The sequence below is a fragment of the Ruthenibacterium lactatiformans genome, from assembly GCF_000949455.1.
Classification (GTDB): domain Bacteria; phylum Bacillota; class Clostridia; order Oscillospirales; family Ruminococcaceae; genus Ruthenibacterium; species Ruthenibacterium lactatiformans.
In genome coordinates this window covers 1-12,541 of record NZ_JXXK01000011.1, presented here as the reverse complement: position 1 = coordinate 12,541, position 12,541 = coordinate 1, and the positions used below count along the sequence as shown (strand labels likewise).

The window sequence follows — 12,541 nt, the reverse complement described above, 5'->3', positions numbered from 1 at the left end:
TTTTGACAATTTTAGGCCAGAGGCATCTCCAGGATACGCTCCAGTTCACGCTGGTACAACCGGTTCGGATAGCTGCGGGATTCAAAAAACAGTTCAGCCATTTCCGGGGTCAGCAAGCGGGCGAGGATCTCGCGCAGCTCCGCTTCTATCCTGTGCAGATTGGCATACTGTTTGGGCGCGCGTTCCCGCAGGCAATCCAGTTCCACTTTGCTGTTCGGGAAAAGATCCCCGCGGAACGCGGCAAAATTCACCGAGGCAGCATATTCCTGCCGGTACATGACATCGATGAGACGGGCGGTGTCTTTGTTGCGCGTTACAAGAGGCAGATACTGCCCCATCAATTTGTAGTAATCGTACCGCCGCTCCGCGCCCGTTGTCAACTCAATTTTATACGCTCCGTGGTAAACGCCCATAAAGCGTTCCAGAAAAGCCGCGCTGTTTGCGCGCAGGTTCCAGCAGCGGTCCGCGGCGTAGAAAGCCGTGTAGCGGCTCGTCTCGAACAGTCCATAAGGATTGCCGAAGGAGAAGGTGCTGCACCAGTTGGTGTTTACCATGCCGTCGCAGCGGCTTTGAGCGATCAGTTCACACCAGGCGTCCACATTGCGCAAGCGTTGTTCGATGCAGGGATAATTCTGCATACCGCAGCGATCGCTGGCGCGGATAGCGCAGCAGGGCAGCGTTTTTATGCCGTGGGCGTGCAGAGTTTCCATCAGGCGCGGCGCAACGATGTTCACACGGTCGGGGCTGTACAGCCAGATGGCCACCACGATGTTTTTGTTGATGAGAGCGAGTTCGTCATAGTTGCCTGCTTCGCCCATATCGCCGTCTTTCCACACGTTGGCCAGCATGTCGTGCCACACGATGGGCGTTTTGCCCAGAGAGAGGACCTTTTCCGCCAGACGGTTGATGAATTCAATGGCGATGCGTCCGCGGCTTTTGCCGCTGGCCCTGCATTCCGGGCTTTGGCCCAGGCTCCACACTTCGTCGCAGCCCAGGTGCAGGTACCGGCTGTCCGGGTGCAGGCGCGCTGTTTCCTCGATCAAAGAGGCCGCCAGCTCAAACGAGCCTTCCCGAAGCGGACACATCTCGCCGGGAGCCTCCGGCAGTTCGCGCAGATGCTGGTACTCCGGCAGCTTGAGCGCATACTCCAAATGGCCGAAGCTCTGCTGCAGCGGGATCACATCGATAAAATGGTCGTGGGCCGTTTTCAAAAGCAGCGCATGCTGCTCCGGCGTCAGAGCATCCAGCGGATGACAGAATTCCTTCCGGCTGCGGGGCAGCTTATCTTCGTATTCGATCACCAGCGTGTTCAGCTTATACCGGGCCATTTCCTCCACATATTTCAAAAGATTCTCGAACTTTGGAAACAGGCCGCGCATATCCAGATAATCGCTGCGCATCGCCAGTTCAGGCCAATCGTTGATCTCCATCGCGGGATGCTCCGGCATTTCCAGATACTGGCGCAGCGTCTGTATACCGTAAAACAACCCCGGCGCATCATGAGCGGCAAGTTGAACGGCGGGGCCGCGCACATTCAGTAAGTATCCCTCCGGACGCCGTACGGGACACTCGGGGGCAAAGCTGTTTTCCGAATACAGCGCGAAAGGCCCCTGTTCCGTGCGCACATGTTCAAACAGTTTCCCGGCAGCCAGCACCAGCCGCTCGTCCGGCTGCGGCATGCAGAGCACAACAGGCGTTTCCCGCCCAATGTCCGCGCTTCCGGTCAGACAGATGCACCGCTGGGGCTGGGGGATGAAAAACAGGTTCATGATCTTATACCTCCGTCAGAAGATGGGCGCTCTCGCGCTCCAGATAAAGCACCGCACCAGGGCAGGTGCGAAGGATGGATGCCGGGCACGCGGTGGAGACAGGCCCTTCCAGAGTGTCGCGGACAGCTTTTGCTTTGGTGGGCGCGGGAACGATGCACAGATGATGCTTTGCGCCGGCCAGCGTGGGTACTGTCAGTGTCAAGGCGTGGGTGGGCACCTGGCCGATATCAGCAAAGCATCCGTCGTGTACCTGCTGGTTGCGGCACACTTCGTCCAGGGCGACAACCTTTACCGCGGCCGGATCGTCGAATTCCGCCACAGGCGGGTCATTGAAAGCGATATGGCCGTTTTCACCGATGCCCATGAATACAATGTCGATTGGCGCCTGTGCCAGCAGCCCGGCGTAGCGGCTGCATTCGGCCTCAATGTCGGGCGCGTTGCCGTTCAGATAGCATACTTGGCCAAAGGGCAAACGGTCGAACACGCGGGCGCGCAAAAAGTTGCCGAAGCCTTGGGGCGCCGCTGCATCCAGGCCCACATATTCATCCATGTGGAATGCGGTAACGCGTTTCCAGTCGATATCCGGCGCGGCGCACAGTGCTTCCAGAAATTCATTCTGAGAAGGAGCGGCGGCAAATACGGCGCGCACGGTGTCCTGCTGCGCCAGCAGACGGCGCAGCAGAGCAGCCCCGTCCCTCGCGGCCGCCGCGCCCATTGCGGTGCGGTCGGCATAGATGCGGACGGCAAGAGAATCCTTGCAAAAAGAACGGACAGGTTCCATGGTAAATTTCCTCCTTGGGGCGGTCAGCCCTTAACAGCGCCGATCATGACGCCTTTGACAAAGTATTTTTGCAGGAACGGATACACGCACATGATGGGCGCGATGGACACCAGAACAGTAGCATATTTCAGCGATTCTTCCACGACAAGCACGTCGCCCACGCCCACGGTGGCATTGTTGGACGAACCGGCCGACAGCAGCTCGTGCAGGATGAGCTGCAAAGAGAACAGATCGGGGTCGTTCAGATAGATGAACGGAATGAAATAGGCGTTCCAAAGGCTCACGGCATAGTAAAGGCCGATGGTGGCAAGCACCGCCTTGGAGGTGGGAAGCACCAGGCGGAAGAAAACGCCCGCGTCCGTAAGCCCGTCCACTTTGCCGGATTCCTCTATCTCAGAGGGATAGTTGTCAAAGAAGCTGCGCATGACGATAAAATTCCAGGTGGACACGGCGCCGGGCAGAATCACGCCCCAGATGGTATCCAGCAGCCCATAGCTTTTCACTACCAGATAGGTGGGGATCATGCCGCCCTGGAAGAACATCGTGAATACGATCATCATGGAAAAGAACTTGTGGCCGATCATGCGCTTGGCGCTCAGCGCGTAAGCGCCCATGGCCGTGATGCTCAGAGAGATGGTGGTGCCCAGCACAGTGTACAGGATGGTGTTGCCGTAGGAACGGAAAATACGGTCGTCCTCGAACACATAGCCGTAGGTTTTGGCTGTGAAGCCCTTGGGCCAAAGCCCTACTTTGCTCTGCATGACGTAAACGTCCGACGAGAACGAGACCGCCAGCATATGGATCATCGGCAGCAGGACAAGCAGCACGACAATGATCATAAAGATATATAGAAAGAAATCAAAAAGTGAAAAACGGAATTTCTTTTTTGTCAACATTTAAAAGCCCTCCTTCAGCATCAGAAAAGCCCGGTGTCGCTGAACTTTTTGGAGAAATAGTTCGCAGTGACAAGCAGGACGAGGTTGATGATCGAACTGAACAGGCCGATGGCCGATGCGTAGCTCATATTGCCGGATACCATGCCCTGCCGGTAAACATAAGTAGCGATGATGTCGGAGGTCTCGTAGATGGTGGGAGAATACAGGAGCAGCACCTTTTCGAGGCCGACTTCCAGAATGGAGCCCACGCGCAGGATCAGCATCGTCGCCACAGTGGGGGCGATGCAGGGCAGTGTGATGGACCAGATCTGGCGCAGACGGGAGGCACCATCCAGCTTGGCGGCTTCATAATACTGCGGGTCCACATTACTGATAGCAGCCAGATAGACAATGGCGCCCCAGCCCAATGTCTGCCAGACTTCGGATGCCACATAAATGGTGCGGAACCAGGCAGGACTGGACAAAAAGTTGATGGCTTCTCCGCCGAACATTGTAATGATGGTATTGATAATGCCGCGGATGGGGGAGAGGAAGCTCACAAGCATGCCGCAGACGACCACGGCAGATAAAAAGTGCGGCATATAGCTGATGGTTTGGACAAACTTTTTGAACCGGGTACGGGTGACCTCGTTCAGCGCCAGAGCAAAGATAATGGGGAACGGGAAACACCATACAAGGGAATACACGCCCAGAAACAGCGTGTTGCGGATGATGCGCCAGGCATCCGGGTTGGAGAAAAAGTTTACATAGTGCTTCAGCCCCACCCAGTCGCTGCCCATAAAGCCGATAAAGGGCTTAAAATCCTTAAATGAGATCAGCACGCCCCACATGGGAACATATTTGAAAAGGATGTAGTAAATCAGGCAGGGCAGGAACAGAAGGAGCAGATAGCGGTCCCTGTAAACGCGCTGCCAGAACGTTTTTTTGTGGTGGCCGTCGGCCAGCGGGGATGCCGCCTTACGGCGGAAAGAAAAACGGCGTTTTGCTGTGGTGGAAGTGCTTGTCACACAGATGACCCCCTTTTAGTGATAGAGTAGCTCGATGGTGCGCACGATGGACGCTCCGTAAGTGCCGTCGCAATACAGGATACGTCCGGCGCGCACGCCGGAAATGAAGTCTGCCCATTGCGCTTCAAATGCGTTGGGATAACTGCTGGTATCGACGGTTTCATAGCCGCTGCCGCAGGTGACCGACAAGTCGCTGCCGGTGTGAAGACGCAGGGAGCCATTGGCAAAAAACAGCATCGTTTCGTCGATGGGCACCACGGAATAGCCGCACAGGGAAATGGAAGCGCTGATACCGCTGCTGGTGCGCAGCAGCATCTGCGCGCTGCCGTCCACATCGGTGCCGGGCTGCAAATAGGTGCAGCTTCCCGTGGCCCATGCGATATCGCTTTGCGTCAGATAACAAATCTTATCCAGGGAATGGGCGGCATAATTTATGGAAATGCCGCCCCCAGCCATCGCTTTTTCCAAAAACCAGCGCGGACGGCCGGGCTGAAAATAGTTGTTGGTGCGCAGATCGCTGATCATGGCAAGCGCGCCAAGCTTTCCGCTCTCAATCAGCGCGCGGGCGGCCCGGTTCTGGGGAATATAGCGCTGCACATGGCCCACCTGCAAAAGAACTCCGTTTTTTTCGCAGGCCTCGTTCATCCGGAGGCAGGAGGCGTAGGAAACGGACATGGGTTTTTCCAGCAGGATATGGATTCCTTTTTCCGCACAGGCCAAAACACATGCTTCATGCAGGCCGTGGGGAAGATTAATGATCACAAGCTCCAGCTTTTCCCGCTCCAGCATTTCTTCATAGCTTTCATAAGCGTGCGCGCCGTAGGGTGCGGCCGCCTGCTGCGCGCGGCCGGGCGCGATATCCGCCACGGCCGCCAGGCGCGTGTCGGGGTGGCCCGCAACAGCGGCCAGATGGCTTGCGCCGATGATGCCGGCGCCGATCATACCAACGGAGAACATAGCGATCCTCGCTTTCCAAAATGAGGGGCCATGCGCGGCCCACGGCGGACGCCGCCTGCGCATGGCCCTTACAAATCAAATTCGGGTAGATTTTTTATGGATAGGGGGTAACGTTAACCCTGCTGTGCGGCCAGAACGCGGGCGTAGCTGGATTCATGGATGGCCTTCAGCTCATCCAGCCCCATGGCCTCGATCTCAGCGACATAAGTGTCCCATTCGTCCATGCTGCGCTCGCCTAGAACGATTTTCTCAAAATATGTTGAACGCGAGTAAAATCGAATGATTTGAAAAAAATCAAATCAAGAGGCGACAAAGCAGACTGGGGGGAGGAGGGCTGATCAGCCCTCCAGCAAAGCCAGAACACGCGCATAGCTGGATTCATGAACCGCTTTCAGATCTGCGAGGCCCAGCGCTTCAACCTCTGCGACGTAGCTGTCCCATTCGTCAAAGCTGCGTTCGCCCAGCAGGAATTTGGATACCTGTTCGTCCACAAACGTCTTGACGTTGGTGCCGACCGTGTTGACGATGCTTTGCTCTTCATCGTTGAAAGCCAGTACAGGCTGCTGGGGAAGATCATACTTACGGGCTTCTTCGGTGGCGGAGCGGCACTCCGGAGAGAAGGTGGAAAGCTCGCCGTTGAAATCATAGCGCTGATAGAATCCGAATGTCTCAAAGCCGGTGGCCTGTTTCATCTCGGCAGCTGTGGAAAATTCTTTCCAAGTGCGGTTGCCTGCGGCATCTTCTGTATACAGGTCACCCGGGCGGCCCCAGGTCAAAAGCTCCCGTCCCTCGTCGGAGTACATCCAGTCAATGTAAGCAAGCGCTTCGTCCAGATGTTTTGTCTGGCTGGAAACGACAAAGCCGAGCAAAACCTTTGCGGAATACGCGAACTGGTTGCCGACATCCTCGTTGAATGCGGGCGGTACCATATAGGCCATCGTGAACTCAGGGTTGCTCTCACGCATGGCTTTGTTGAAGAAGTCGATGCGGCTGAGGTAATCGATGGTGATGAAAGAATCGCTGTTGGCCATTACGTCCTGCCAGCCCTTGGTGTCGATGGTCAGGAAGTTGGGCAGCAGCAGGCCCTCTTTGTAAAGCTTGTTATAAAATTCAAGCATTTCTTTGAATTCGGGAGAAGTGGGGCCGAAGGTCCACTCCTGGGCGTCATAGTCATAGCCAAAGTACAAATAATAGGTTCCCCAGGACGGTGCAATCATGTTCATCTGGTCCATGGATCCGGCGAAGGAGCGGAAAGCCAGCGGGTAACTGTCAGGATAAGCTTCCTTCAGCTTGACAAGGACATCATAAAATTCGTCCTTGTTGGTCGGCATTTCCAGGCCCAATTCTTCGAAAATGTCGGCACGGTACAGCCAGCCGCGGCGTTCGGTTTCTTCTACCCCCTGCTGCGGGAACTGATACAGGCCGCCGTCGGCGGACAGATAGTTGGCGGCATATTGCTGGTTCTCCTCGTACCAGGCCTTGAAATTCGGCATTTTATCAAGATGATCCAGGATGTTAATGAAGGCTCCCTGCGGCGCATATTGCTGCACAGTGGTATTATTCGTCAGAAACATCAAGTCAGGCAATTCGCCGGATGCCATGGTCAGATTCAGCTTTTCTTTGAACCCGCTGGTATCGACAGCGGTCACTTTTAAATCGACATTGGTGTATTCCTTGATCAAATCAACAACATACCAGTCTTCCTGGAACGGCCAGCTCGCGTGAGAGGGTGTCAGCATGGATAACGTGACAGGCTCGGAAAACAGAGGGCCGCTTTCGGAATTGGAAACGGAAGCAGAGGCAGAAGAAGAGGAGCCGGGCGCCGCTGCGCTGGAGGACCCGGAGGAACAGCCAACGAGCATCCCCGCGGCGATCGCGGCGGAACAAAGAAGCGCAATGCCTTTATGCAAATGCTTTTTCATCGTATCGATCCTTCCTTTTCAAAAAGTTTGTTTTAATTGACGTGATGCATCACCGGTGTCTTTATCGTAACCGCAGAATGTGCTAAAATCAATTTACAATCAAAACGATTTTTATCATCTGCACCGAAAAAAACAAAATCCAATTATTTGATGATAACCCAATTGATTGACGATGGACAAAGCGGATGTGTCGTGACAGGATAATAAAAAGGGACGGCCCGTCGTGACGGGCCGTCCCGGTGCGGCTTACTGCATGGAAAGCTTACGGAGCCTGTATTCCCTTGGCGTCATACCGGTGTATTTTTTGAATTGCCGCAGGAAAGTGTTGACGTTATTGATCCCCACCAGCGCGCCGATATCGCCGATGCGCAGCTTGGGGTCCGCCAGAAGCTCCACCGCTTTCTGAATCCGGAAGCACTGGATGCGGTCGCTCAGGTTCGCTCCGGTCTTGCTTTTATAATAGGTAGACAGATAGCTTTTGGAAAGATGGAGCGCTTCTGCAAGCTCATCCATGGAAAATTCACGCTGATAGTTTTTTTCCAAAAATGCCTGAACGCCTTCGAGAATCGGTTCCTCGGCCCGTGGCTGGGCGGCTGCGCACAAAGCCGCGCTGCGCACGAAGCCGGACATCAGCTCACGGTAATCCTGTGCAGTGTCGCATTGGGGCAGCTCATTGTATACGCTGCCGCTGTTCAGGTTGGGCAGGCCTCCCTCAAGGTGCAGGTCGGACAAGGCTCGCAGCGTAACGTTCGCGATGGCGGAGCCCAACAGGATCATATGAATGCGGCGGATCCCTGCGGAAAGATTTTGCGCGATGATGCGTTCGGCCAACGCCGCGGCTTCGTCCGAATGACCGCCGCATACCAGGGCGCGGAGCTGCTGCTCCATCTCCGAAGGGAAAAAGAACGTGTTCACAACATCCAGCCCCAGCGGCAGGTGCAGAAGCTGGGTGCGGTCTTCCACAACAGCGTATTGCGCCGCGTCCAGCACCTGGTCATAGATGGCGGTAAAATCGCCGTCCGCACCCAGCGCGCCGCTTTGGACCACAGTAAAAAATGCAAATTCCCGTTCATTGTCCAGCCGTTGCAGCAGATACTGCATTTGATCGCTAATATCCTGCCGGGCAGCGGGCAGGCTGACCTTGGCCACGAACTGGTTGGGCTCCAGCTGGAAGATCAGTGCCGTGACGAACAGCAGCGACAGGGTCTGCCGCAGGTTCTCCAGGAGCATATGCGACACGGCCGGCGGCTCGGCGGTGATGGTATCCAGCGCACCGTTGCGGTAATGGATACGGAAATAGAGAATATAGAAAACGAGATCCTCGGCACTGGATATCTGGTCCGGCACGTCCAGCTCCACATAAATATTTTTCAATTGGGACTGGAGCAGGAAGCCTGAAAGCGCCGCGTCCTTTTTGGATATCTGCTGTACATACTGTTCGCGCTGGCGCAGCATGGTCTCCACGTTTGCCTGGATATAATGCAGCTCGTCCACCTTGCCGGAGGGCGGCGCATCGCCGCTGGAAAAAAGCTGCAGGATGTCCTGCACGGGATGGAGAACGCGCCACACCGATACGACGGCGATGGCAGCGCCAAAAATCAGCGCCGCCGCCGCGGTGAACAGGCTAAAGTACAGGCTGTTTGTAATCTGGCCCACCACAGTGTTTTTAGGAAGCTGTTTGAGATAGATGAAATCCCCATGAGAAGAAGGGCGCTGGGCCGTATAACCGCCTTCCGGTGCTTCAAACAGCGCGTCCTTCCGCTCTGGCAGCGCGGTGAGCACAGGCTCTTCCTGGGCGGAATACAGCATCCGCCCATCCGTGCTGAAAAGGTAAAAATCTTCCGTCAGATACTGGTCCGCTTCGGCGCAGAGCGCATCAATATCCAAAAACAGCAGCACCATGATGTTGCTGTTCCAGTACGGCTTGAAGGCAACCGGCAGAAGATCGCTGCCGGGCCTGGTTGAAAGAGGGCTGTTGCGGGAAAACGCGGCGGCGGGATAATACCGCTGGGCAAAGGCGGCCAGTTTTTCTTCACGCCAGAAATTCGCGTCATACTGCGTGCTTGTATAATAACGGGAAAAGAACTCGGTATCCAGATAGTTTCCGCTGGATGTAACGACCTTGCTGCTGTTACGGAAAAAGATGGCGAACGCAGAAATATTTTCGTTGTTGCCCAGATAAAGTTCAGCTTTGTCATACAGGTCCACCAGCTCGTATTCCGATGGATCTCCGGACCTGCTGGCCGTGCGGAAGGCGGGGGTATAGGTCAGGGAGAAATAACTGTTGCGGATATGGGAAAGGCTCTCGTCAAGCCGGGTCACAGCGCTTGTCATCCGTTCGTTGGCGCTGGCTTCCGCTTCGTGGGTCATGGTGTTCAGCAGACGCATGTAGGAGCCGAGATGAAATGCAGAGAGCACGAAGATAGCCGAGAGAAAGCAGGCCATCAATTTAAGGTTCAAGGACAAGTTGCGCCATTTTTTCAAGGGAGGGGCTCCTTTCTGTGTCAAGGTGGGGACGGCGGGCCCGAAGTCATAATTTATTCTTTCATTCTGGTTTTGTTTTGTCAAGGAATTTTTAAAAATGAGGGGGAAGCAGATTTATGAAAACTAGCGTTGCATCCGTTACATTTCGGCGGAAATCCGTTTGTGAGGTGGCGGAGCTTGCCCGCCGCGCCGGGCTCGACGCCATCGAGTGGGGCGGGGACATCCATGTGCCGCCGGGAAACGCCCAAGCGGCGCGTGCGGCGCTGCACTGTACGCGGGAAAACGGGCTCACCGTATCCGCTTATGGCTCGTATTACCGGGCAGGTGCAGAGGAGGATTTCGGTCCCGTGCTGGAAACTGCGCTTTCACTTGGATGCCGTGTGATCCGCGTTTGGGCCGGGCGGCAGGGCAGCGCGCTCTGCACGCAGGAAGAACGGCGCGCCGTGACCGCCTGCCTTGCCCGCGCTGCGGAACGGGCGGCGCAGGCCGGATGCGTGGTAGCGACAGAGTACCATGCCGATACGCTTACGGATACGCTGGCTTCAGCGCTGGCTCTGCTGGGTGAAGCGCCGGGGCTGCGCACGCTCTGGCAGCCGCCTGTTGGCCTTACGGCCGCAGAAAATCTGCACGCGCTGCACGCGCTGGAAGGCCGAGTGGAAAATCTGCACGTTTATCATCGGGACAGAGAAGGCGCCTGCCGCCCTCTGGCGGAGGGAACAGCTGACTGGCACGCCTATTTTGCCGCGGCCCAAAAGGACGGCACACAGCGGTATGCCACGCTGGAGTTCGTGATGGGGGACAATGAGGAACAATTTTTGCAGGATGCCGCGGCGCTGCATGTACTGCTTAAGGAGGAATAAAAAATGCGTATCCGTTTGTATGATGTTACGCGCATAACGCGCACAGGGCTGGTGCCCCACAGCGCCATCGACGCAGAGGATGGTGCGATTACCGCCGTTTACGATACGCTGCCTGCGGAAGAGCCGGGCGTGAGGAGCGTCGACGCAAAGGGCGCATACGCCGCGCCCGGTTTCATCGACATCCATCTGCACGGGGGTGGCGGGGTGGAATTCATGGACGCCACGCCCGAACGGATCCGGGCCGGCTGTGCGGCTCATGCCCGTCACGGCACCACCACGCTGCTGCCCACCACGCTTGCCGCATCGCCGGAACTGACGCTGCGCATGATCCGCGCGGTACGGCAGGCACAGGCCGCCACAACGGAATGCACCATCGCGGGTGTCCATCTGGAAGGCCCGTTCCTTTCGCCCGCGCAAAGCGGGGCTCAAAGCCCGGACGCGCTGTCCCTGCCCACGTCGGGGCTGTGGGACAGGCTGCTGGACGAATGGCCCGGCGGCGTGCGTATCATGGGCGCAGCGCCCGAGCTGCCCGGCGCAATGGCCTTGGGCGAGGCGCTGCGGGCCCGCGGCGTCGTGGCGAGCATTGCTCATTCGGACGCTGATTACGAGACCTGCCGCCGGGCGCTGGCGTGCGGCTTTACCGATATCACCCATATTTATTCCGGCTGTTCCATGGTGCACCGCAAAAACGGCTACCGCTTCGGCGGCGTGGTGGAGGCGGGGCTGCTGGAGGATGCGTTCACCGTTCAGGTCATCGCAGACGGTAAGCATCTGCCGCCGGAGCTGCTGCGGCTGATCGTCAAATGCAAGGGTGCAGACCGGATATCGCTCATCACAGATGCGCTGTTCGCTGCAGGAAGCGATTTGCCGGACGGCTCGGTGCTGCGGCAGGCCAACGGCATGGAAACGGTTTTGGAGGACGGCGTGATGAAGCTGCCGGACCGTCAGGCGTTTGCAGGCAGCGTCGCCACAATGGACCGTCTTGTGCGCAATATGGTGCATCTGGCGGGGGTGCCGTTATGGGATGCGGTGGCGATGGCCACGGCCACGCCGGCCAGAGTGATCGGCCTGGCGGACAGGAAGGGGAGCCTTGCGCCGGGCTTTGACGCGGACATCGTGCTGATGGACAAGCAGCTGAACGTGAAAGCCGTTATGGCACGCGGACAGTTTGTTGAATAGAGAGAGGGGAACGACGGAAATGTGGACGGAAGAAAGACTGAACAAAATGCTGACGACGCCGAGCGAGGCGCTGAGCGTGGAGCTGGGAAGGTTGGAGGGAGACATCCTGGTGCTGGGCGCGGGCGGAAAAATGGGGCCGACGCTGTGCGTTCTGGCAAAGAACGCGCTGCGGGCAGCGGGAGTGGAAAAGCGAGTCATCGCGGTGTCGCGCTTCAGCGACCCGCTGGTGGTGGAGCTGCTGCGGGAGAACGGGGTGGAGATGATCAGCGCGGACCTGCTGGCGCCCGGCGCGCTGGACAGTCTGCCGGACGCGGAGAACGTCATCTACATGGCGGGCAAAAAGTTCGGCACGGACGGCAATGAATACGCCACCTGGGCGATGAACACCTGGCTGCCCAGCCGGGTAGCCGAGCGGTACCAAAACAGCCGCATCGTGGTGTTCTCCAGCGGGAACCTGTACCCGAAGGTGGGTGTGCACAGCGGGGGTGCCACGGAGGAGACGCGGACGGAGCCGGTGGGCGAGTACTGCATGTCCTGCCAGGGGCGCGAGCGGATGTTTGAGTACGCGGCAAAGACCTACGGCACGCGGGTGGCGGTGTACCGTTTGAACTACGCGGTGGACCTGCGGTACGGCGTGCTGTACGATATGGCCCACAACATCCTGGAGGGAAAACCCATCAGCATCA

10 protein-coding genes are annotated in these 12,541 nt (G+C 57.1%); 3 read left to right on the top strand and 7 right to left on the bottom strand.

Annotated features, from left to right (window positions below):
- Positions 1–11: 11 nt before the first annotated feature.
- From TQ39_RS09045 to TQ39_RS09015, 7 genes are all read right to left on the bottom strand, one after another.
- Positions 12–1,769 carry a family 20 glycosylhydrolase gene (locus TQ39_RS09045; protein WP_050005320.1) on the bottom strand — a complete coding sequence of 586 codons (1,758 nt, stop codon included), beginning with the start codon at positions 1,767–1,769 and terminating at the stop codon, positions 12–14.
- A gap of 4 nt (positions 1,770–1,773) precedes the next feature.
- On the bottom strand, positions 1,774–2,550 hold the full coding sequence (locus tag TQ39_RS09040) for a glucosamine-6-phosphate deaminase (protein WP_050005319.1): 777 nt from the start codon (positions 2,548–2,550) through the stop codon (positions 1,774–1,776).
- Between the two features lie 23 nt (positions 2,551–2,573).
- The gene (locus TQ39_RS09035; RefSeq protein WP_050005318.1) at positions 2,574–3,446 is read right to left on the bottom strand and encodes a carbohydrate ABC transporter permease; all 873 of its coding nucleotides are present in this window, start codon (positions 3,444–3,446) and stop codon (positions 2,574–2,576) included.
- Positions 3,447–3,466: 20 nt separating this feature from the next.
- Complete coding sequence (locus TQ39_RS09030; RefSeq protein ID WP_242853479.1) at positions 3,467–4,453, bottom strand: ABC transporter permease; 987 nt, start codon at positions 4,451–4,453, stop codon at positions 3,467–3,469.
- A gap of 15 nt (positions 4,454–4,468) precedes the next feature.
- On the bottom strand, positions 4,469–5,410 hold the full coding sequence (locus TQ39_RS09025) for a Gfo/Idh/MocA family protein (protein WP_050005317.1): 942 nt from the start codon (positions 5,408–5,410) through the stop codon (positions 4,469–4,471).
- A 338-nt stretch (positions 5,411–5,748) separates the two neighbouring features.
- The gene (locus TQ39_RS09020; RefSeq protein WP_050005316.1) at positions 5,749–7,332 is read right to left on the bottom strand and encodes an extracellular solute-binding protein; all 1,584 of its coding nucleotides are present in this window, start codon (positions 7,330–7,332) and stop codon (positions 5,749–5,751) included.
- A 246-nt stretch (positions 7,333–7,578) separates the two neighbouring features.
- Positions 7,579–9,816 (bottom strand): helix-turn-helix domain-containing protein, encoded by a 2,238-nt coding sequence (locus TQ39_RS09015; protein WP_050005315.1) that lies wholly within the window; start codon positions 9,814–9,816, stop codon positions 7,579–7,581.
- Positions 9,817–9,932: 116 nt separating this feature from the next.
- Between TQ39_RS09015 and TQ39_RS09010 the strand changes: the two genes are divergently transcribed.
- From TQ39_RS09010 to TQ39_RS09000, 3 genes are all read left to right on the top strand, one after another.
- Positions 9,933–10,676: a sugar phosphate isomerase/epimerase family protein gene (locus TQ39_RS09010; RefSeq protein ID WP_050005314.1), complete on the top strand. Its 744-nt coding sequence runs from the start codon at positions 9,933–9,935 to the stop codon at positions 10,674–10,676.
- Between the two features lie 3 nt (positions 10,677–10,679).
- Entirely contained in the window at positions 10,680–11,855 is a 1,176-nt protein-coding gene (gene nagA / locus TQ39_RS09005; RefSeq protein WP_050005313.1) for an N-acetylglucosamine-6-phosphate deacetylase, read from the top strand.
- A 19-nt stretch (positions 11,856–11,874) separates the two neighbouring features.
- Positions 11,875–12,541, top strand: a 667-nt coding sequence (locus TQ39_RS09000) for an NAD-dependent epimerase/dehydratase family protein (RefSeq protein WP_050005312.1), incomplete at its 3' end; no start/stop codon positions are given.

Bases quoted from the DNA above. Each gene is read 5' to 3' on its own strand.
- TQ39_RS09035 (WP_050005318.1), bottom strand. From the start codon at position 3,446: ATGTTGACAAAAAAGAAATTCCGTTTTTCACTTTTTGATTTCTTTCTA.
- TQ39_RS09020 (WP_050005316.1), bottom strand. From the start codon at position 7,332: ATGAAAAAGCATTTGCATAAAGGCATTGCGCTTCTTTGTTCCGCCGCG.
- TQ39_RS09010 (WP_050005314.1), top strand. From the start codon at position 9,933: ATGAAAACTAGCGTTGCATCCGTTACATTTCGGCGGAAATCCGTTTGT.
- TQ39_RS09045 (WP_050005320.1), bottom strand. From the start codon at position 1,769: ATGAACCTGTTTTTCATCCCCCAGCCCCAGCGGTGCATCTGTCTGACC.
- TQ39_RS09040 (WP_050005319.1), bottom strand. From the start codon at position 2,550: ATGGAACCTGTCCGTTCTTTTTGCAAGGATTCTCTTGCCGTCCGCATC.
- TQ39_RS09025 (WP_050005317.1), bottom strand. From the start codon at position 5,410: ATGTTCTCCGTTGGTATGATCGGCGCCGGCATCATCGGCGCAAGCCAT.
- nagA (WP_050005313.1), top strand. From the start codon at position 10,680: ATGCGTATCCGTTTGTATGATGTTACGCGCATAACGCGCACAGGGCTG.